This window comes from Chelativorans sp. Marseille-P2723 (assembly GCF_902809845.1).
In the GTDB taxonomy this organism is placed as follows: domain Bacteria; phylum Pseudomonadota; class Alphaproteobacteria; order Rhizobiales; family Rhizobiaceae; genus Chelativorans.
Genome location: NZ_CADDWI010000008.1, coordinates 994,347 through 1,015,568, shown reverse-complemented (window position 1 = coordinate 1,015,568; position 21,222 = coordinate 994,347). Strand labels below are relative to the sequence as shown.

Here is a 21,222-nt window from a genome sequence, read left to right as displayed (position 1 = left end):
ATACCGAAAAAAAAGCGATCAGCGCTGGCACAGTCTACGCGGACCGCCGCCATAGGGCTGGTAACTGCAGTCGGCTGGCCGGAACGACCGATAATACCGCGAACAAGCGCGGTAGTTGCAAGAAAGAAGTTGCTGCTGGCCGCCGACGGCCTGAACCGGCGCGGCACGCTCGGCTTCGGCGGCCGCCGGCGGTATTGGGCATAACCGGCGGGCGCCTCCACCATAGGGTTGGTAGGTGCAATCCTCCGCACGGAAGGAGCGGTATCTGCGCGAACAGGCATTGATATCGCAAGCAGCCCCGCGCCATACCGCGGGGGCATCCGCCGCCGCCCCTTGGGGTGCGAAATCTGCAAGACCGCTATCGGCCGACACGATGGAGGCACCGCCTGAAGAGGCTGATGGGGGAGGCCGGATAGCATCGCCCTCCTCGCCTAGAACCTGCATCGCCTCGGCCATGAAATCATGCCAGATCCTGGCGGGCAGCCTGCCGCCCGTAACTTCCCGCATCGGCGCGTCGTCATCATTGCCGACCCAGACGCCAGCAACGAGGGACCGCGTGAAGCCGATGAACCACGCGTCGCGAAAATTCTGGCTTGTTCCCGTCTTGCCCGCCGCGAAACCGTCAAGCGCTGCGGCCGTGCCGGTGCCCTGCTCCACCACGAGCTGCAAGAGCCTCACCATATCAGCCTGATACGGCCTGACATCGGTCTCGACAGGCTTCGGCGGCCCAACGCTGAATGCCCGCGGCTGACCCTCGGCCCGGAAGGAAGCGATCCCCCAGGGTTCGATTGGAGCCCTGCCCGCCCTCACCGAGGCATAGGCTCCGGTAAGATCGAGAAGGTTCACTTCATAGCTGCCCAACATAAGGCTTGGTGTCTCGCCTAATGGGGCGTCGATCCCCAGTTCGCGCGCCGCGGCTATGACGTTCTCCAGACCAATCTGTTGCGCCAGCCAGACCGTTGCCGCATTGAGGGAGCGGGTGAAAGCTTCAGCGAGCGTAACCGGACCGAGATAATCATTGCTGAAATTCTGAGGCTCCCAATTGTCTATCTTTATCGGTGCATCCTCCACGATATCGTCCAGCGAATAGCCTGCCTTGAGCGCCGCGTAATATGTAAAGAGCTTGAAAGCCGAACCGGGTTGGCGCTGCGCCGTGACGGCACGATTGAAGCTGCTCTCGTCATAATCGCGGCCGCCTACCATTGCCACGACGCCGCCATCCGGCCGCATCGCCACAAGTGCGGCCTGGGAAGCGCCGGCCGCTGCGCCCTCGCTCTCCAGAAGCTGAACAACAACCCTTTCGGCGATCTCCTGCAGGCGCGGATCGAGGCTGGTTCTGACCCGGATCGTTCCCCGATAAGGCCCGGCGATCTCGCGCGCGGCTTCACTTGCCCAATCGGCAAACCAGCTTCCCGAGCGTGCCATCGGTCTTGTAGGATTCAGTTCGGCAAAATGGCGCTTTGCCTCCTCAGCCACGGAAGAATCGATCTTGCCATCGGCCACCATGGTGGCGAGCACCATTTCCGCCCTTCGCCTTGCCGCCTGGGGATTTTCCAGCGGATTGAGCTGCGAAGGCGCGCGGATGAGACCTGCAAGCAGCGCCGATTCACCGGCATCCAGATCACCCACCTCCTTGTTGAAGTAAACACGGGCCGCCGCCGGCACCCCGGTAGCGCCTGCACCCAGATAGATGTTGTTGAGGTAGCGGGTGAGGATTTCACGCTTGCCGAGCCGGCGCTCAAGCCACAGGGCAATCACGGCTTCCTGCACCTTGCGCTTGAAGGTGCGCTCCTGTTCCAGGTAGCTGATCTTGACGAGTTGCTGGGTGATCGTGCTGCCACCCTCCACGATTGTGCCGGCTTTCAGATTGTTGAGCGCGGCGCGGCCAATGCCGATAGGGTCGAGCCCGAAATGCTCCTCAAAACGCCGATCTTCGGCGCTGATGACGGCATCGACAAGATGTCGCGGAAAATCATCATAGCTGGCATAGGCGCCCTGATAGGGACCATGGCTGACGAGTTCCTGTCCGTCCGAGGCTTCCAGCACCACCACCGGTGCCAGCGACCCGTCCGCAATCTCCTGCCATGGAATGTCGTGCAGCGCCCACACGGCCAAGCCAATCAGCGCAGCCGTGGCAACGACCAGGGCAGCCGCAATTCCTCGCACGGCCCGCAAAACGACGCTGCCTCGCTTCGCCCGTTGGTGTGGGGGCCGGTTTGCTGCCTGTCGCTTCTTCCTGCTCGCGAGCCGGTCGGCTGCGCGCCTCCATGCTGCAGCAATGTCATGACGAAGAGCGGCGCCGAACTGCCTCAAGGCACCCCGGGTCTCGGCAAATCCTGCCTCCTCATCGGCGCGGAGATGGCCGGACCGGTTGAGGCGGCGTGCTGCCTTACCCCCTTCGCTGTGCGAAGCACCGGTCCTTCCAGCCATGTCATTGCCTCCGTCGCCCAGAATGTCAGTGCAATGACAGCAACGAGAAACAGGCCGCTTTGTTCAGTTCCAGGAACCACTCATGCGAAAACGCAGCCTTTTTTCCCCAGGTGCTGGGGGATTTCCTCCGGCTTCAGGGATCACAATTACAAGGCTCCGCAGAAACCATGACAGCGGCCACATTTCACCAAAGGCACTGCTGAAGCGCACCGGGTTGAAGCGGAGGAAGGCATTTCCTCATCTCCAGCTCGCGGGTGCTGCTCCGCGAAGCTTCTGGTCCAATCATTTAGGCCAACCTGGCGCGCGCAAGCTGGGGGATGAACCTCTAGAATAGTATTGACCGTCCTCCTGGCGACGATAACCTTGTCTGACGGTTAGTTCTTTTTCGCAGCTATCTGCGCACGTACCAAGCGTGACCGGGACGATAGAGAGGAAGGAGGCTTGGTGATGTTGGACCGCCTCGGCACAAAGCCGAACGATCTTCGCGCATTCTGGATGCCGTTCACCGCGAACCGGCACTTCAAGCAAGCTCCGCGCATGCTGGTCTCGGCCAAGGACATGCATTACACGACCGACGATGGCCGCAAGGTTCTGGATGGCACGTCAGGCCTTTGGTGCGTCAATGCAGGGCACTGCCGCCCGAAGATCACGGAGGCGATCCGCCGCCAGGCCGGCGAGCTCGACTATGCGCCGGCATTCCAGATGGGCCATCCGATCGTCTTTGAATTTGCCAACCGCCTCGTGGACATTGCACCCGAAGGCATGGACCATGTGTTCTTTACAAATTCCGGTTCAGAATCGGTAGAAACAGCGTTGAAGATCGCCCTCGCCTATCATCGGGTGAAGGGAGAAGGTTCGCGCACCCGGTTGATCGGCCGAGAGCGGGGCTATCACGGGGTCAATTTTGGCGGCATTTCGGTCGGCGGCATCGTAGCCAACCGGAAGATGTTCGGCACGCTGCTTGGAGGCGTCGACCATTTGCCGCACACGCATCTCATCGAGAAGAACGCATTTTCCCGAGGCGTACCGGAACATGGGGCTGAACTTGCCGACGAGCTTGAACGTCTCGTTGCCCTGCACGATGCTTCCACGATTGCTGCAGTCATCGTCGAACCGGTGGCAGGCTCTGCGGGCGTACTGCTGCCTCCAAAAGGTTACCTGAAGCGGCTGCGCGAGATCTGCGACAAGTATGGCATCCTCCTGATCTTCGATGAAGTCATCACTGGTTTTGGCCGGCTTGGAACTCCCTTCGCATCCGATTACTTCGGTGTGGTGCCGGACATCATGACAACGGCGAAAGGCGTGACCAACGGCGTCATCCCGATGGGCGCGGTTTTCGTTAAGAAGGAGATCCACGACGCCTTCATGACCGGCCCGGAGCACATGATCGAGTTCTTCCACGGCTACACCTATTCGGGCAACCCGATCGCCTGTGCCGCCGGACTGGCTACGCTGGAAACCTATAAGGAAGAAGGGCTGCTGACGCGTGGCGAAGAAATCGGCCAGTACTGGGAAGACGCGCTGCATTCCCTCAATGATGCGCCGCACGTCATCGACATCCGCAATATCGGCCTTGTCGGCGCGATCGAGCTGGAGCCAATTCCCGGTCAGCCAACCAAGCGTGCTTTTTCAGCCTTCCTCAATGCTTTTGAGAGTGGTTACATGATCCGCACGACAGGCGACATCATCGCCCTGTCTCCGCCCCTCATCATCTCCAAGGCACAGATCGACGAGCTTGTCGATCATGTCAGAAAGACTCTGAAGGCCATAGACTGAGATACCGGCGGCCGGCTCTCCGGAGCCAGCCGTCCCCGCCCGAGAAAGAGATCGTGGAATGGCCGCTCACGGCGAGAATCTGCGGATCAATGCCGACCGCCTTTGGGACACGATCCATGAAATGGCGAAGATCGGTCCGGGTGTGGCAGGCGGCAACAACCGCCAGACGCTGACAGATGCGGATGCAGAAGCGCGCGCGCTATTCGCAAGATGGTGCGAGGAGGCCGGAGCGACCATTTCGATTGACGCAATGGGTTCCATGTTCGCCCGCCGCGAGGGCACCGAACCCGGCGCATTACCCGTCTATGTCGGCTCGCATCTCGACACCCAGCCAACCGGCGGGCGCTATGACGGCGTGCTCGGAGTGCTGAGCGGGCTGGAGGTGGTGCGTACGCTCAATGATCTCGGCATCAGGACAAAGCATCCTATCGTGGTCACCAACTGGACCAATGAGGAAGGGTCGCGCTTCGCGCCCGCCATGCTCGCCTCCGGGGTCTTTGCCGGCGTGCATGATCTTGAGTGGGCCTATGCCCGGCAGGATGCAGATGGCAAACTTTTCGGTGAGGAATTGGAGCGGATCGGCTACAAGGGCAACGAGCCCGTAGGTGCGCGCAAGATGAAAGCCTTTTTCGAGCTGCACATCGAGCAAGGCCCGATTCTTGAAAGGGAAGGAATTGACATCGGTGTCGTCACGCACGGTCAGGGACTCTATTGGCTGCAAGTAACCCTCACCGGCAAGGAGAGCCACACCGGGACGACGCCGATGCACAGGCGGCGCAATGCAGGGCTCGGCATGGCGCGGATCGTGGAACTCGTGCACGAGGTGGCGATGGACTATCAACCCGATGCCGTGGGCGCAGTCGGCCATATGGAAGTCTATCCCAACTCGCGAAACATCATTCCTGGGTGTGCGGTCTTCACCATCGATATTCGTTCCCCGAGCAAGAAGGTGCTTGACGCGATGAACTCACGCATCCGCCAGGGCATCGAAACCGTGTGCGAAGCCATGGACATTTCCCATGAGGTGGAACAGGTAGGCCACTTCGATCCGGTCACCTTCGATGAAGACTGCGTGAAAACGATCCGCGCTGCTGCCGAACATCTTGGCTATTCTTTTCGGGACATCGTGTCCGGCGCGGGTCACGATGCCTGCTGGATCAGCCGGGTTGCGCCCACCGCGATGATCATGTGCCCCTGTGTGAACGGGCTTTCCCACAACGAGGCGGAAGAGATTACCAAGGAGTGGGCGCAGGCCGGGGCCGATGTTCTGTTTCATGCCGTGGTGGCGACGGCGCAGATCGTCGACTAGGTCAGTCACCTTTCTCTACCTTGCTGTTGCTTGCGCAAGGCTCTCCGCTGCCACGCGTAAAAGCTCCGCCGTTTGCAGCAACCGGCTCGCGAGAAACAGAAATGCTTAAGGCTTCCTGCCCGTCCGGATTACCGGTTCCATCTTGGAGAGGACTTCATCTGTCAGCCAGCAAAGGCTCCTGTGCCCGTCGCCCAGATCCTTGAAGGGCGGTAGACAACGCTCGCACAGCCTATTGGGCACCAGGTGCTTGTAACGGCAGCGGGTCTGGAACGGGCAGCCGGAGGGCGGGTTCACGGCGGAGGGGATGTCCCCCTCAAGTACGATGCGTTTCTTGCGCACCGATGTATCGGCGATCGGAATGGCCGAGAGCAGCGCCTCGGTGTAGGGATGGTAGGGCGGCGCAAAGATCTGGTCAGTCGTGCCATGCTCGACGATATGGCCGAGATACATGACCACGATCCGGTCAGCCAGATAGCGCACCACCGACAAATCGTGGCTGATGAAGAGCATGGTGGTCCTGTTCCTGCGCTGAATATCCATCAGCAGCTCAGTCACGGCGGCCTGAACGGAAACGTCCAGCGCGGAAACTGGCTCATCGGCGACCACCACGGCTGCATTGCCTGCAAAGGCACGGGCAATCCCGATGCGCTGCTTCTGGCCGCCGGAAAGCTGGCGTGGCATCCGGCTGGCAAATGCGCGCGGCAGCTTGACGAGGTCCAGCATTTCCAGCATCCGGCGCTTCCGCTCCCGGACTGTCTTTCCCACCTTGAATTTTTCCAGGGTGCGCATGATCTGGGCGCCCACGGAATGGCTGGGATTGAGCGTGTCGAAAGGATTTTGGAAGACCATCTGAATGCCGGCGACCACCTCGCCTCGACGCTCCTCCACCGGCGTCGACTGGATTTCGGCATCGCCCATGGTGACGGTGCCGCCCGTCGCGGTCTCAAGGCCAAGAAGCACCTTCGCGAGGGTTGTCTTGCCACAGCCAGATTCACCTACAATCGCGAGCGTCTCGCTCTGCCGTGCTTCAAGACTGATGTTCTCGTTGGCTTTCACGCTGCGGCCTTCCCCGCCGAAGACAGCGCTTCCCGCCACTCGGTAGTATTTCTTCAGATTACTGACCTTCAGCATCATGGAGCCAGGCTTTACCGGCTCGCGCGGCACTTTCCCGCGCGTGGGGTACCCCGCCCAGTCGATCTCGCCAAAGCGTATGCAACGGGAAAAATGCCCCGCATCACCATCCATTGCCAGCATCGGAATTTCCGCCTGATCGCATAGGCCCTTCACGGTGTAAGGGCAACGTGGAGCAAAATTGCACCCCCGCGGACGCTCCTGTGGCAATGGCAACTGACCGGGAATTGCGATCAGGGGCCGCTCGTTCTTGTCCGCTCCCGGCAGGGGGATGGCGCGTGCGGTCGAATACATCCCTGACCCTGCCCGTTTCCACCGCCTCGCCCGAATACATCACGGTGACACGATCGCATGTCTCCAGGATGAGCCCCAAATTGTGCGATACGAATATCATCGACATCCCGTATTGCCGGCTAAGCCCCTTTACGAGGTCCACGATGCCCGCCTCGACGGTGACGTCGAGCGCCGTAGTCGGCTCATCAAGAAGCAGCAGTGAAGGCTTCGACAAGAGCGCCATAGCGATGACGACGCGCTGCTGCTGGCCCCCGGAAAGCTGATGCGGATAGGCGCGCATGATGCGCTCGGGGTCAGGCAGGCGCACCGCTTGCACCATCTGGAGTGCCCTGTTCCACGCCTCCCGCCGCGAAACCTTTTCGTGGACGAGCGGCACCTCCATGAGCTGGCGGCAGATCTTCATGGCCGGGTTCAAGCTGGCCATCGGTTCCTGATAGATCATGGCGATCTCGTTGCCGCGAATGTGCCGCAGCTCCTGCTCGCTCATTTCGGCCATATCCCGGCCTTTGAACCTGACCCGGCCGCCAACGATCCTTCCGGCAACGGACAGATCGCGCATGATGCCGAGAGCGACGGTGGACTTGCCACAGCCGGACTCCCCAACGATACCCATTACCTCACCGGGCATGACCGTGCAGGAGAAGTTTGTCACGGCGGGAAACTCGCCGCCCTTGGTGAAGAAGGAGATGGAAAGGTTCTCAATCTCCAGCAGGGGAGCTTCCATTGCCGAAGCGCCTTCGCTGATGGCTTCCTTCATGACATGGCTTTCATTCCGCTGGCGGAGCTGGATGCAGGTAAGAGTTCAATTTAACGCCAGGTTTTCTCCTTGCCACCGCTAGTCCTTCATGGATTGTTCGCGCAGAGCATCAGCCACGAGATTGAGGCCGAGCACGAAAGACATCAGCGCCATCACGGGCGGCAGTGCCGGGTGCACATCGGCCCGGAGCAGGCGGCTCGATTCCTTGATTGCAGTGCCCCAGTCCGGGCTTTCAGGCGCCAGTCCCAGGCCGAAATAGCCGAGTGCTCCGAGCAGAATGGCCGTGTAGCCAATCCTCAGGCATGCATCCACGATCAGCGGCCCGCGCGCATTGGGCAACACCTCCCACAGCATGATGTACCAGGGGCTCTCGCCTCTCGTCTGGGCGGCGGCAATATAGTCGCGCGTCCTGATGTCCATTGTGAGTCCGCGCACGATGCGGAAAACGCCCGGACTCGAAGCGAAGACCACGGCGACGAAAATATTCAGCTCGTTCGGCGCAATCGAGATGATGCGCAACGGATCGGCATCGAAGACGAGTCCGGCATAAATCCAGCCGCCGATAAGAAGGGTTGCGCCAAGCTGCACGGCAAGAAGCCCAGGCCGGCTGGCATAGCGCGTCCAGAACAGCATCACGAAGAAGGCGATCGGAAAGACCAGGAAAACGCCGCCGAGCCATTGGGGAATAGCAGTCTCGCGAATGCCCGGCGTGACCAGCAGGTAAAAGAGCAGGATCACCGGAAACGCCAGCACCAGATTCGCCAGGAAGGAAAGTACGCCGTCGACCCTGCCCCCGTAATATCCCGCCGGCAGGCCAAGCATCGTGCCGACCATCAGCGAAAAGAGGGTCGCCGCAGGCGCAATCACCAGCACGATCTGGCTGCCGAAGACCACGCGGGAGAACACGTCGCGAGCGAGCCTGTCGCCGCCAAGGATAAAGGGTAGGCCGGACTCAGGCTCTATGGTCCCAGGCGCGGCATTCTTCATGATCACGATCTGCCTCAGCGGATCGAAGGGCGCGATGATATCGGCAAAGACGGCCGTAAAAAGCCAAAAAAGGCAGATGGCAAGCCCCGCGACACCCACGCCCGTTTCGAGAAGCTGCCCGTAAAGGCCGAGGCGCTTTCGGAATTTGAAGCTCGGCAGGAGGATGGCAGCGAGTGCAATCCATACGGGCAAGAACCGCGCGATCATGGCGGCCGCAATGGCGGGGAACCCGATTGAATCCAGGTGCATCCCGCCTCTCCCTATTGCACGCGAATCCGCGGATTGAGAACTGCATACCCAACGTCGGAAACGAGTTGCGTCACCAGCACCACGAAAACGGAGATCAGGGAGCAGGCAAGCAGCAGGTCGATGTCGTTGTTGGATGCCGCCTCTATCAGTGTGAAACCGAATCCCTGGTAGCGGAACATGACCTCTACAATGGCGACGCCAGTCAGCAACCATGGAAATTGGAGCATGATGACGGTGAAGGGTGCAATTAGCGCATTTCTGAGCGCATGCCTGAGAACCACGGCACGAAAGCTCAGCCCCTTGAGCCGCGCCGTGCGGATATATTGCTGTGCCATCACCTCCACCATGGAAGCGCGGGTCATGCGGGCGATATAGCCGGTGCCATAGGTGGCCATTGTGATAACCGGCAAAGTGAAATTGTGGAAGGTGACGCCCTGATGCGTTGCGGATGCCGCAGAGCCATTGAGCCAGCCAAGCCAGAAGGCAAAGATCACGGTGAAGATGACGCCGGAAATATACTCCGGCGTTGCCGCTGTCGTGATTGACGCAATAGATAATGCGCGGTCGGTGCGGCTGCCCTCGCGCATACCTGCCAACACGCCGATGATAAGCGACACCGGCACCATGACCGCCATTACCCAGAACATCAGGACGCCCGTCGCACCCAGCGCCGGAAAAAGCTTCTGTGCGACGGGGACCTTGAACTTCGTCGAACAACCGAAATCGCCCTGAAGAACGCCGGAGAAGCGCGCCGACGCCGGCTCGCGGCAATAGGGAAAACGGGGAACGGCTTTGCCTGTCTCAGCGTCCAGGTTCGGCTGCTTGGGCAGGACGCCAAGCCACTGTCCGTAACGCATAAGGAAATTCTGGCGGTAGCCGTTGCGTTCAAGCCATCGCTCCTGGTCCTCGATAGAGGCGCGCATGTCCATCTGGCTGATCGCAAGCCTCCGCAGGTTTGGCTCCAGATTAACCAGAAAAAAAACGATCAGCGTCAGGCACAGCATTGTCAGCGCCATCACGCCGAGACGTCGGATGATGAAGCTCTGCACCGTTTCCCCTGCCCCTCCTCGGGGCGCTCAACGTTCTTCATCGATGCGCGGCGCCGCCTGCGGCAGCCGTAAGGTCCGCCGGTCCGGCTCACGCCTCCTCAAGCCAGACGTCATGCAGGTCAATCTCAAACGATGGGTGCACGCCGTAGTTTTTCACCGCTGGTACGGCATGGTTGTATAGCTTGCGCCAATAGGGCTGGATGATGATGCCCGCATCCTGAATGTGCTGCTGGATGTCCTTCATGACGGTACGACGCTTATTTGGATCAGGGATGGTGAGCGCTTCATCGATCAGCGCGTCCAGATCCGGGTTCGAGTAGGCTGCCTCGTTCCAGGACGAACCTGAACGGTAAGCGAGAGCCACCGTTTGAATACCAAGCGGCCGCATGCTCCAGTTCGTCATCGACCAAGGGTATTTTGTCCAATCGTTCCAGAAGGTTGATCCTGGAAGAACGGTGCGCTTCACCTTGAAACCCGCCTCCCGGAGCTGTGCCGCAATCGTATCGCCGGTGTTCTTGTGCCAGTCCTCGTCTACCGTGATAAGTTCATGCTCGAAATTCAACTGGCCGGCCTCTTCCATAAGGGCCCTCGCCTGTTCCACATCGCGCGTGATCGGCGGAAGCTCAGCATATTCCGGGTGAATGGGAGAGACGTGATGGTTCTCGGCCGGGCTGCCCGCATTGTCATAGCCGAGAGCCAGGACCGTTGGATTGTCGACCGCGAGTTGCAGGGCTCTGCGCACCCGCTGATCGTCATAGGGTGAATTTTCGACATTGGTGCGGGCAAGGATGGTCGCCGCAGTTTCGACCTCGTTCCTTACCAGGCCGAGCCCATCCAGAATATCCACGAAATCAGCGCTGGTCTCGTAATTGGCATGGACCTCGCCCGCCTCAAAGGCCGAAACCATCGCTGAAGGATCGGTGCCGTAGTCGATGAACTCAACCCCATCGAGATGAGGCTCGCCGCCCCACCATGTGCCGTTTTCACGGCGCTTCAGCACCACCCGATCACCGACCTGGTAGGAAACCAGTTCGAACGGGCCCGTTCCAATCGGATTGGCGACAAAGTCGCGTCCGGTCTCATCGAAGCTGGGATGGACGAGCAGGCCGGGATAATCGACGAAGCCGGCAATCAGCGAAATGTCCGGTTCAGCCGGCAACAGCCTCACCGTATAGTCATCCACCTTCTCGATGGCGCCGGCGCGCGCCTTCCCTGTCTCCGGGTCGATAAGCGTGGCGACGCGGGTGGCCATGGAGTTTCCTTCGACGGATTGGTCACACCAGCGGTTGAGATTGTACATTACGTCATCAGCGTTGAAACCGTCGCCATTGTTCCAGGTGACGCCTTGCCGGACGTGCAGGATATATTCGGTAGCGTCCTCGTTGACCTCCCAGCTTTCGAGAAGGCGGCCCTCGAAGGTGAAGTCGCGCGTGTACTTCACAAGCGGCTCCAGCGTCTGGCGCATGGCATTGGCAATCTCCGACCAGTCGGCCGTCATCGGGTCCTTCGGGTCCTTGATCCACATGGCGAGCCTCAGGACGCCGCCTTTCCGAGGCTCGTCTGCCCGTGCGCTCACGGGTGCGGCAAGGCCGGCCATTGCATAGGCCCCGGCGGTGGTAGCGCCGAAGATGCTGGCGAGCGCCAGGAATTCGCGCCTGTCCATCCTTCCTGAACGTACCTTCTCACCCAGTGCGGCAATCCGCGACGGGACTTCGCCCCTGCCACTTCTGAAAAACTTCATCGCCGCACCCTCCCGTTTTTCTTCTTTTGTACTGTGTTCGCTTGCTCTGTTTCGAGCATTTCGCATCACGATCTTGTTGTCAAAAACATCTTTGAGCGTCTGCCGCCAAAGTTCCTCCTGTATTCAGTTCAGCGCGCGCTGAAGTCATCTTTCCACATTCTGCATCATCGAACGAGCCTAGTCCGCCTTCATCCAATTGACGCCGCCGAGGGGGCTTGATACTGCGTCCGATGTACCAGAGGTGCCCGGCGGCCTTTCAGGCGGCAGGGTTAAAAGGGAACGTGGAAGGGCCTTTTCGCCCCAACCGCGGCTGCTCCCGCAACTGTGAGCGCGGAGGTCTCCTCGAATGCCACTGGGCCTTGGGCCCGGGAAGGCGAGGATGCCGGGGAAGCGCGAGCCAGGAAACCTGCCTCGGGTCGTCACCGTCCGGATGCGGGCAGCTTCCGGGGCTGTGGTTTTCGCAGTGGTGACGAACAAGTCATCGCTGGCGGAGACGGGCCGCAAAAAGGCCGACTCCCTCCAGCATAACGGGTTCAAGCGCGGAGGGGATAATGACCGCTGCTAACAGATTATTCATCGGCGCTTCGGCGCTCGCCATTGCTCTGGTCGCAGGCACTGCCGGCGCACAGGACCACGACCTAGGGGTGATCGTGGTCACGCCCAATAGGGCGCCCGCAGCGCTTGCGGAAACCGGTTCGTCCGTCTCGGTCATCAGCCGCGAGGAGATCGAAGAGCAGTCCATGCCGCTCGTGACGGACTATCTCGACCTGCTGCCTGGTGTCTCCACCACCTCGCCGGGCGGGCCGGGCACGGAGACAAGCCTTTCGCTCCGCGGTGCGCCGCGCCGCTATGCCAAGACGCTCTTCAACGGAATCGATATTTCCGATCCGACCAACACACAGGTCCAGACCTCCTACCAATATCTTCTTTCAGGCGGCATCGATTCCATCGAGGTCCTCAAGGGTTCGCAAAGCACGCTTTACGGTTCGGAGGCTATCGCCGGCGTCATCAGCCTTTCAACGCTCGGCGACATTGATCCTGGCGTCAGCCACATCATCGCCGGTGAAGGCGGCTCCTTCGGCACGGCACGCGCCGGATACGGGCTGCGCGCAGCCACCACGCAATCCCGCCTGTCCTTCAATGCGACCGGCCTGCACACGGACGGGTTTTCCGCCGCCGCATCCGGCACCGAGCGCGATGGCTACGAGAACATCACGATGGATATTGCCGGCGAGCATGAATTTTCAGACATGTTCTCCGTCTTCGGCTCCGCGCTGTTCATTGATGCCGAGGCCGAGTTCGACGACGCATTCTCCATCCCGCCGCAGGATGATCCCTTTCACGCCAACCGAAACAAGAGCCGCCAGCTTGCCGGTCGCGCAGGCTTCAACATCGACCTGATGGATGGGCGGCTCAAGAACACCTTTGCCGTGCAGGGTCTTGCGCTGAACCGCGATATTCATACCGAATCGTCGTTCGGTCCGTACAATGCCGACTATAAGGGCGAGCGGTTCAAGGCGGAGTATCAAGGCTCCTTGGAGACCACGGAGTGGCTGACGCTCCAGTATGGTGCCGATTACGAGCGACAGAATGCGCAGTTTACTGACGATGCCGGTTCGCTGCCCATCAATGCTTCCGCCAACAATACCGGCTTCTGGGGGCAAGGCTTGCTGACGCCCGTCGAGGATCTAACGCTCACCCTCGGGCTGCGCCATGACGAGCACAGCAGCTTTGGCGGGGAGACAACCTATCGCGCCTCCGCATCCTATCTGTTTTCTGCAACCGACACGAGGCTTCACGCTTCCTTCGGCACGGGCTTCCGCGCGCCAAGCCTTTATGAGCTCTTTGCGCCACCATTTTATGTCGGCGGTGTGCCGATCGGAAATCCGAATCTTCAGCCGGAAACGAGCACCAGCTTCGACATCGGGCTCGAACAGCGTTTTCTAGACGGTCGACTGATCGCGGATGTAACCTATTTTCAGCTTCGAATTGACAACCTGATTGACTGCATCGACGTCGTGCCATTCGAGTGCCAGTATATCCAGATACCGGGCACTTCCACTGCGCGCGGCGTGGAAACTTCGCTCAGTTATCACGTGAACGATCGGCTTTCCCTCGCCGGCGCTTACACATACACCCATTCCGTTGACCAGACCGGGGCCAGGCTTCCGCGTGTACCGCGCCATTCGATAGGCCTTATGGCTTCGTACAAGCCGGCGGAAAAGTGGACCATTTCTGCTGCCGGCAAGATCGCCATCGACACGGTGGACACGGATGACGCCGCACTGGACGATTACTTCCTGCTCAACGCGAAGGTCGCCTACCATCCCACCGACCAGACTGAGCTTTACCTGCGGGTGGAAAACCTGCTTGATCAGGATTACCAGACCGCACGCGGCTTCAATACGCCAGGCTTCTCGGTCTTCGCGGGTTTCAAGGCCAGGCTGGGCCAATGATGACAAGCTGCCGGAAACACGCTTCGCTTTTTTCCGGCATGGCTCTTTACGCCGGTGCGACTCTCGTCGCGCCGGCTTTGCTTTGGCCGCAGCCGGTCCTTGCTGGCGCACGACCCCCTGCCCGCGTCATGTCGCTCAATCTTTGCACCGATCAGCTAGCCATGGCGCTGGCAGCACCGGGACAGCTGGCATCCATCTCCTTTCTGGCGCGCGACCCGACGCTTTCCCCCTTGTACCGGCAGGCGCAGAACTTCCCTGTCAATCGCGGCCTGGCCGAAGAGGTGTTCCTGGCACAGCCCGATCTCGTCGTCACCGGAACCTACTCACTTCACAACACGACGGGTCTCTTGCGGCGGCTGGGGTTTCGCGTAGAGGAGTTCAGTTTCATACAGACTGTCGAGACAATCCCTGAAGAGATACGCCGCATGGGCAAACTCCTCGGCCACGAGGCAGTAGCGGAGACGTTGGCCGCGAGCTTCGAGGCCGAGCTTCAGCAGGTTGCGGCTCATCAGTGCCCCTACCGCCCTGTCGCACTGGTCTATGATCAGAACGGCATTGCCCTTGGGCGTGGCACGCTGGCCGATTCCGTGCTCTCGGTTGCGGGGTTCCGCAATCTTGCCGCCGAAGCAGGGGTGGAAGGCATGGCACCGTTTCCTCTGGAACTGGTCGTTGAAAAGAAGCCCGACCTCATCATCACGCCGTCAGGTTATGAAGATGCCCCTTCTCTCGGCGACCGTGTTCCGCACCATGCCGCTCTGCAGATGCTTAAGGACAGCCGCATCGGTCCCTTCGTCCCGTCAAGTGCCTGGTCATGCGGCGGCCCTGCGGTCATTGAGGCCGTGAAGGTCCTCGCGGAGCTGCGCGACGAGATCGCTTCATGCAGCGAGGCGCAATGAGACCTGCCGTTCTCAACCCGTCGCTCGCCGTTCTGGCGCTGGTCCTTTTTCTTTCCTCCATGGCTGTGGGTCCAGCGGATCTTGGTCTTTCCGAGAGCATTCGCGGCCTTTTCGCCGGCGGCGGCGAGGCAGCGGCGATTATCATGCGGGAGATCCGCCTGCCCCGCGCGCTTCTTGGCCTTGGCATCGGCTTCACCCTTGGAATTGCAGGCGCAGTGTTGCAAGGTTTCTTGCGCAATCCGCTGGCAGAGCCGGGCATTATCGGCGTCTCGGCGACGGCCGCCTTCGGGGCGGTGGCAATCTTCTACACCGGCCTTGCGGGCGCATCGCTTTACTCGCTCCCCCTCGGCGCTCTCATGGGCGCTCTTCTGGCGGTCATCGTCCTGATAGCCTTGGCGGCGCGCACCAATTCCACCCTCACCTTGATTCTGGCCGGTGTCGCGCTTTCCAGCCTTTCCGGGGCGCTCACCTCGCTCGTGCTCAATCTTTCGACCAATCCATTCGCCAGCTATGAGATCATCTTCTGGCTTCTCGGTTCGCTGAAGGACAGGTCGATGGAGCATGTGATCCTGGCTGTGCCACTGATGGCAGCAGGCTGGATCCTGATCGCCATCTCGGCACGCGCAGTAGATGCACTATCGCTCGGCGAGGAGGCAGCGGCCAGCCTCGGCATACATATGGGCCGCGCCCGTCTCTTCGTGATCCTCGGAGTCGCGCTTGGCGTTGGTGCGGCTACTGCCGTGGCCGGAACGATCGGCTTCGTCGGTCTTGTCGTTCCGCATCTTATCCGTCCGCTCACCAATCGGTTGCCGAGCCGGCTGCTCCTGCCGGCTGGGCTCGGCGGCGCGGCGCTCCTGCTTGCGGCAGATGTGGCAGCACGCCTGGTTCTGCCGGCGGGCGAACTTAATGTAGGTGTGCTGACGGCGCTCATCGGCGCGCCGTTCTTCCTCTGGCTGGTCGTTCGGGCGGGACGGGAGGTGTTCACCTGATGCGGCTTGAAGTCGGACAACTCGACGTTTCCCTTTCCGGCCGCCAGGTGCTTCGCGGTGCAGGCTTCTCGCTCTCAGCGGGCGAGGTCGTTGGACTGCTTGGCCCCAACGGAGCGGGAAAGTCCACCTTGATGCGCGCCCTTGCGGGGCTGGTGACGCCGTCGGCGGGCAGCATGCGCTTCGGCGGCGAGGACCTGGCCGCCCTCGCGTCGGCGGGCAGCATGCGCTTCGGCGGCGAGGACCTGGCCGCCCTCGATCCTGCCCGCCGCGCGCGCATTCTTGCCTATCTGCCGCAGACGCGCACCATCGGCTGGCGGCTTTCCGTGCGCGATGTGGTGAGCCTCGGCCGCCTCCCCTGGCGCCGCTTCGGGGCGCGTCCCACTCACGAGGATGCAAAGGCAGTAGAGGCGGCATTGAAGCTGATGGACATTGCCGCCCTTGCCAACCGTCCCGCGACGGAGCTTTCGGGCGGTGAGCAGGCACGCGTCCTTGCAGCGCGGGCGGTCGCACAGGCGACGCCGCTCCTTGTCTTCGACGAGCCGGCATCCGGCCTCGATCCTGCGCACCAGATAATGATGATGGAGGCTCTGCGCCGTCTTGGCACAGAAGGGCGGGCCGTGTTCGTCTCTCTGCACGACCTGACATTGGCGGCGCGATGGTGCGACCGCGTAGTAATGTTGAAAGAAGGCCGGCTGGTGGCCGAAGGTGCGCCCCATGCAATCTTGACCGCCGAGTGCCTTTCTTCCGTCTACGGCGTTAAAGCCCATATCGCAAAAGCGGCCGGCGGCATGATTCTCGTTCCCACCGGTCTGACACGAGGTGACACCGGTCCATGATTGCCTGGCCGGAAAAGGATGGCATCAACGGGGAGGTTGAGGCCGAGCCGGTAGAGCCGCATCAACCGGATCCCGTTACGGACACTGGGCCTCCGGTCGAAGCGGATATCTTTGATCCCGACACAAGTTCCGGTCCGCTGTCCGCTGCGGCGGTGCCGCTCGTCCGCCCTCCCGTCCGGCGCGGCCGACCGGTCGCCCTTGCATTTGCACTTGTCGTCTCCGTGACGCTGCACGGGCTGGCAGTGGCATTTTTCGCGGGGACCGCCGCCCGTACCGGGCTGGAGGCGGGAAGCGATGCAATCAGCGTCGCAATCATTGTGCAGCCCGCCCCTGCCGTGCTCGCAACCAGCCCGGACGCCGCCGCTTCAGTGGCTGCGGAGATGGAGACAGAGCTTTCCGCCGATGAAACCACCGCACCCGAGCCGGACCTTCCCATCGAAGAGGCTGGCATCGCAGCGGACGAGGAACCGGCTCCCATAACAAGTCCGGAACCCTCTCCGCCAGAGGCGGCCGAAACTGCGGAAGCCGTACCGCAGGAACCGGAGGCTATGCACCCGGAGGCGGTTGAAGCGGGCGAAGTTCCGCAGGAGGAGAGCACGGCGGCTATGACGCTGGGCTTTTCCGATGTGGCAATGGAAACTCCGCAAGAGGATGGGGAGGAGCTCTCAACCGTAGTCCTGCCGCGGGTGAATGTGCCGACACCCACTCCGCGGCCGGCACGGCCGCGCCAACAATCACCTAAGGCAGCGGCCGCTCAGGATATCCCCGCCAACGCCTCCAGTCGCCGACAAGCGGCGCCTGCAGCCGGAAGCGCGCGAGCGGCAAACGGCATTACACGACAAACGCTCGCGCCTTCGTCGGGAAGCAGAGGCGAAGCGACGGCTGGCGAGGAAGACGCCTATAAGCAGCGGCTTTTCCGCCACGTGGCTCGTTACAAGCGCTATCCGAGAGAAGCTGCGCGCCAAGGGATCACGGGCGATACAAGCCTCGCCCTCACCATCGACCGGCAGGGACGGCTTGCCGGGGCACGCGTTGCCAGGAGTTCCGGCCATGGCATTCTCGATGAGGAAGCGATGGCCATTGCGCGGCGTGCCTCCCCCTACCCCCGTTTGCCCGAGGGGATTGGAGGCCCAAACTATACCTTTACCGTCACTCTGCGTTTCAGCCGCTAGGCGAGGATCGATTCCGCGATGAATATGTTGGACGCTTGTCCGACAAGGGAATAAGCTACGTGGCTTGGGACTGGCAAGCCAAACCCCCGACCGAGCTCTGCCCCATCAGGGTATCGATTCAGTGGAAGGAAGCTGGCTGCCAATGTTCCGCCGTTAAGGAGATGCGCTTAGCAATGCGCTGGAAATCATGGACAAGCATCCCAAATACGAGGGGTTCTCCTGCGGGAGACTGATGACGAGCGTATTCGCCGGTTTTGCCCTCGCCTGCACTATCATCCTCATCGTCCCCTCACAAACCTTTGCCCAGACGGGCATTTCAAGCATCAACTCCGGGTCCCGCTCCCTCTGGCCGCAATGTCCGCCCGGCTCTGTGCTATTGGGTGGAAATTGCGTACGTCCGCGTACCCCCGAGCTATGCCCACCAGGGACAATCGGCCATTATCCGGCCTGCCGGCCGGTTGTACGCCAGCAATGTCCGCCGGGAACGCAAGGAATTTATCCCTCCTGCCGGTCGGTACTTCCTTCGCCGAACGGCATCTTTCCTTCCCTTCGGCTGCCCTGATTAGAGCGGGATGAATTAGGTTTTGGCGTAACCGGCATTTGCGAAGTATTTTGCATTGTCGGCCGGACATCCGAGTTGGGGATGTGGCCGGTGATCTTGCAACCGTTTGCGCGTGTTGACCGCTGGCCTCGTCGGGCAGGTGGTGCTCAGCTTGGACAGGAACTGTTCGACCTGGCTGTGGCCTGCCTGGTGCCGCGACATCCTTCCTACTGCGCCGCCACGCCAGGTTCGCGAAGACCATCGGATACGGCCGCCATCCTTCCTGGCCTCCTTCCTTAGCCACCACGGTGAATCAGAACTCACCCAAAGAGGAACCTAAGACAATTCAGTCTCTCTTCATCCGGCTAGGAGGTTGCCGGAGGGGTAAGCAGTGAAACAGACAAGAAAAGCCCGGCCGGTGAACACCGTCCGGGCTGCCTTTTACTCAGAAAGAGCAGAAAGGTTTATTGGGCGCTTGCCACCGGGGCGACGAGCGGGGTGATCCGACGCACCGCCACGCGCCGGTTCTCACGCGAGGCCGCTTGCGTGTTCACCTTCAGATATTGTTCCCCGTAACCTTGCGTAACCAGGTTCTCCGGCGGCACGCCGTAGACATCCGTCAGTGCTTCGGCCACTGACTCCGCCCGTCGGTCCGAAAGAGCAAGATTGACGTGTTCAGGCCCAACTGCATCGGTATGGCCCTCGATGAGGAAGGTTTCCCCCGGGTTGCGCTCCAGCAACTCCAGCATAGCTTCTGCGAGCGACTCCAGCTTCGGGATTTCCCTTTCCTCGATTGCCGCTGAACCGAGAGCAAATTCTATCGTGTCTAGATCGATCCGCCGCACTATGTCGCGCACCCGGGCGGAGTAGCGGACCTCGTCCAGCGTATAGAGGCGGCGCACCGGCTCTACAGGCGGCAGGCCGAGGAAGGTGTAATAGCGACGCGGATCCTGCACCCTTTCAGCCTCCAGGATGTATTCGCTGACCGGAATGGTGAGCCGCAGCGGCGGCAACTCACGGGCTGGATCGCGGAATCGCCTTGGCTCGCGCAGCCGCTCTTCCGGGACATAGACCATAACATACTCACGCCCATCTGCCGTCACGCGCACACGGCGCACCACGTCTCCGTAACGGTTGCGGATGGTGATGACGCGCGTTCCATCCCTCCGTTCAACGACCTCGCGCAGGTAGCCGCCGCGCAGTTCCTCATACCGGACATTATCGCCCCGGCGTATGATGCGGTCATAATCGGGGCTGCGTACGAATTCGCGATCGCCCCATTCAATGATCATGCGGTCATCGTCGTATCGACGGAGGACTCGTGCGTCTTCCCTGGGCTGGAAGAACTCGCGGCGCCTTTCGCGGCGAAGCTCGGGATCATCTCCGAGGTCTATACGGCGACCCTCCTCCTGCAGGATTGCACGCAGTTCCTCACGCACTTGTTCGCGGTCGACCAGATTTTCCTGGGCTTCCTGATCCGTTTCCGGGGGAGCCACCTCTTCAGCCTGCTGGGGCTGAGGCTCTTCCTCCACTTCCGGCTGAGGAGCGTCTTGGCTGGAGGGTTGCTCGCTAATAATCTCCTTCTGGCTGTCGAGAACGGGAGCGGCGTTTTCCGGCAGCACGCCTTCTTCGATGGCCTCCTCTGTAGCATCGTCCAGAACGGGCTCTTCGGTCGGGGCGGCCTCTTCCGGTCCTGCGTCCTCTATCGCGGGACTTTCCTGTGCCTCACTCTCGGGTTCGGTCTCCTGCGGCGCTGCTTCGGCAGGGACTTCCTGTTCCTCATCGGCATCGGCCGGTTGCCCGGCAGGCGGCTCTTCAGCCTCTGGTGCAGCTTCCGCAGGCGCCTCCTCCACCGGAGCCTCCTCCTCAGCGGGCGCCGCTTCCTCAACGTCATCTATCGTTACGCACTCGCCGGCAGCAGAAAGTTCGGTGCCAGGAGGACAGGCATCCTCGCCGGGCTCTTCAGCCTGAGGCTCGGCAGGAGCGGCTTCAGCAGGCACCTCCTGCTCCTCGCCACTTTCGGCCGGCTCGTCGGCCGCTGGCGGCTCTTCCGCTTCCGGCGCGACGTCTACCGGCGCTTGCTCCGCGGGAGGCGCGGTCTCCTCGCCTTCATCGGCGGGAGAGGGTTCCTCGGCCTCCGGCGCGGCTTCCTCTGGCGCTTGCTCAGGGGCCGGTTCAGCAGGCGCCTCGCTCTCGGCTTCAGGTTCAGGCACGTCCGGTTCTTCCGGTGGAGCGGCCTCTTCGGGCGCACCGTCTTCCGCCTCCGGGACATCTGCCTCAGGTGGTGGCACTGCGTCCTCAAGGACCACACAGCCGCCATCCTCACCCGTTGCAGTTCCTGGCGGGCAATCGTCACCGGGCTCACCATCATCGCCGGGTAATTCAGCCTGCGCCACTATCAGTGGCAACCCCACGCTGCGCGGACGCTCAACGTCAGATGGTGCCTGCGCGGCAATTGCGGGAGCTGGCGCGGCTATCAGCAGGCACAGCGCGGTTCCGGCGAGAAAATGGCGGGATGATGTCATCTCTGATCGCTCCTGGGAGTCCCTTCCAGCAATTAAGATCGAGAAAAGGCTTTGGTTCCCGCAACTCCGCTTCCGCCGGCTTGA

Annotated in this window: 12 protein-coding genes, 1 pseudogene and 1 riboswitch; of the genes and pseudogenes, 7 read left to right on the top strand and 6 right to left on the bottom strand. The window is 61.3% G+C overall.

Annotated features, from left to right (window positions below; genetic code table 11):
* Positions 1-18: 18 nt before the first annotated feature.
* Entirely contained in the window at positions 19-2,157 is a 2,139-nt protein-coding gene (locus HUS57_RS06555; RefSeq protein WP_348640561.1) for a PBP1A family penicillin-binding protein, read from the bottom strand.
* Positions 2,158-2,877: 720 nt separating this feature from the next.
* Here HUS57_RS06555 and HUS57_RS06550 point away from each other — a divergent pair.
* Both HUS57_RS06550 and HUS57_RS06545 read left to right on the top strand, forming a co-directional pair.
* Positions 2,878-4,206: an aspartate aminotransferase family protein gene (locus HUS57_RS06550; protein WP_173932058.1), complete on the top strand. Its 1,329-nt coding sequence runs from the start codon at positions 2,878-2,880 to the stop codon at positions 4,204-4,206.
* A 58-nt stretch (positions 4,207-4,264) separates the two neighbouring features.
* Positions 4,265-5,515, top strand: a complete 1,251-nt coding sequence (locus HUS57_RS06545) for a Zn-dependent hydrolase (protein ID WP_173932057.1) — start codon at positions 4,265-4,267, stop codon at positions 5,513-5,515.
* Between the two features lie 105 nt (positions 5,516-5,620).
* On the opposite strand, the pseudogene HUS57_RS06540 reads toward HUS57_RS06545, so the two are convergent.
* The 4 genes and pseudogenes from HUS57_RS06540 to HUS57_RS06525 form a co-directional block, all read right to left on the bottom strand.
* Positions 5,621-7,697 (bottom strand): annotated as a pseudogene (locus tag HUS57_RS06540) (ABC transporter ATP-binding protein).
* Between the two features lie 78 nt (positions 7,698-7,775).
* Positions 7,776-8,933 carry an ABC transporter permease gene (locus HUS57_RS06535; RefSeq protein WP_173932056.1) on the bottom strand — a complete coding sequence of 386 codons (1,158 nt, stop codon included), beginning with the start codon at positions 8,931-8,933 and terminating at the stop codon, positions 7,776-7,778.
* An 11-nt stretch (positions 8,934-8,944) separates the two neighbouring features.
* Positions 8,945-9,982 carry an ABC transporter permease gene (locus HUS57_RS06530; protein WP_210256057.1) on the bottom strand — a complete coding sequence of 346 codons (1,038 nt, stop codon included), beginning with the start codon at positions 9,980-9,982 and terminating at the stop codon, positions 8,945-8,947.
* A gap of 88 nt (positions 9,983-10,070) precedes the next feature.
* Complete coding sequence (locus HUS57_RS06525; RefSeq protein ID WP_173932055.1) at positions 10,071-11,723, bottom strand: ABC transporter substrate-binding protein; 1,653 nt, start codon at positions 11,721-11,723, stop codon at positions 10,071-10,073.
* 222 nt (positions 11,724-11,945) lie between these two features.
* Positions 11,946-12,152, top strand: a riboswitch (cobalamin riboswitch).
* A 122-nt stretch (positions 12,153-12,274) separates the two neighbouring features.
* On the opposite strand from HUS57_RS06525, the gene HUS57_RS06520 reads away from it, so the two are divergent.
* The 5 genes from HUS57_RS06520 to HUS57_RS06500 are packed head-to-tail and all read left to right on the top strand — an operon-like array spanning position 12,275 to position 18,072.
* Positions 12,275-14,179 carry a TonB-dependent receptor gene (locus HUS57_RS06520; protein ID WP_173932054.1) on the top strand — a complete coding sequence of 635 codons (1,905 nt, stop codon included), beginning with the start codon at positions 12,275-12,277 and terminating at the stop codon, positions 14,177-14,179.
* A complete protein-coding gene (locus HUS57_RS06515; RefSeq protein WP_246727757.1) occupies positions 14,176-15,075 on the top strand; it encodes an ABC transporter substrate-binding protein in 900 nt (299 codons plus the stop codon). The genes HUS57_RS06520 and HUS57_RS06515 overlap by 4 nt, the downstream gene beginning before the upstream one ends.
* Positions 15,072-16,064, top strand: coding sequence for an iron ABC transporter permease (locus HUS57_RS06510; protein ID WP_173932053.1), 993 nt, complete (start codon positions 15,072-15,074; stop codon positions 16,062-16,064). The genes HUS57_RS06515 and HUS57_RS06510 overlap by 4 nt, the downstream gene beginning before the upstream one ends.
* Positions 16,064-16,900 carry an ABC transporter ATP-binding protein gene (locus tag HUS57_RS06505; RefSeq protein WP_173932052.1) on the top strand — a complete coding sequence of 279 codons (837 nt, stop codon included), beginning with the start codon at positions 16,064-16,066 and terminating at the stop codon, positions 16,898-16,900. The genes HUS57_RS06510 and HUS57_RS06505 overlap by 1 nt, the downstream gene beginning before the upstream one ends.
* The gene (locus HUS57_RS06500; protein ID WP_173932051.1) at positions 16,897-18,072 is read left to right on the top strand and encodes an energy transducer TonB; all 1,176 of its coding nucleotides are present in this window, start codon (positions 16,897-16,899) and stop codon (positions 18,070-18,072) included. The genes HUS57_RS06505 and HUS57_RS06500 overlap by 4 nt, the downstream gene beginning before the upstream one ends.
* 1,005 nt (positions 18,073-19,077) lie before the next feature.
* On the opposite strand, the gene HUS57_RS06495 is transcribed toward HUS57_RS06500, so the two are convergent.
* The gene (locus HUS57_RS06495) at positions 19,078-21,138 is read right to left on the bottom strand and encodes an OmpA family protein (RefSeq protein WP_173932050.1); all 2,061 of its coding nucleotides are present in this window, start codon (positions 21,136-21,138) and stop codon (positions 19,078-19,080) included.
* Positions 21,139-21,222: the final 84 nt, after the last annotated feature.

Excerpts from the sequence above, each read along its gene's own strand:
- HUS57_RS06510 (WP_173932053.1), top strand. The coding sequence starts at position 15,072 with ATGAGACCTGCCGTTCTCAACCCGTCGCTCGCCGTTCTGGCGCTGGTC.
- HUS57_RS06505 (WP_173932052.1), top strand. The coding sequence starts at position 16,064 with ATGCGGCTTGAAGTCGGACAACTCGACGTTTCCCTTTCCGGCCGCCAG.
- HUS57_RS06545 (WP_173932057.1), top strand. The coding sequence starts at position 4,265 with ATGGCCGCTCACGGCGAGAATCTGCGGATCAATGCCGACCGCCTTTGG.
- HUS57_RS06500 (WP_173932051.1), top strand. The coding sequence starts at position 16,897 with ATGATTGCCTGGCCGGAAAAGGATGGCATCAACGGGGAGGTTGAGGCC.
- HUS57_RS06550 (WP_173932058.1), top strand. The coding sequence starts at position 2,878 with ATGTTGGACCGCCTCGGCACAAAGCCGAACGATCTTCGCGCATTCTGG.
- HUS57_RS06535 (WP_173932056.1), bottom strand. The coding sequence starts at position 8,933 with ATGCACCTGGATTCAATCGGGTTCCCCGCCATTGCGGCCGCCATGATC.
- HUS57_RS06525 (WP_173932055.1), bottom strand. The coding sequence starts at position 11,723 with ATGAAGTTTTTCAGAAGTGGCAGGGGCGAAGTCCCGTCGCGGATTGCC.
- HUS57_RS06495 (WP_173932050.1), bottom strand. The coding sequence starts at position 21,138 with ATGACATCATCCCGCCATTTTCTCGCCGGAACCGCGCTGTGCCTGCTG.
- HUS57_RS06515 (WP_246727757.1), top strand. The coding sequence starts at position 14,176 with ATGATGACAAGCTGCCGGAAACACGCTTCGCTTTTTTCCGGCATGGCT.
- HUS57_RS06520 (WP_173932054.1), top strand. The coding sequence starts at position 12,275 with ATGACCGCTGCTAACAGATTATTCATCGGCGCTTCGGCGCTCGCCATT.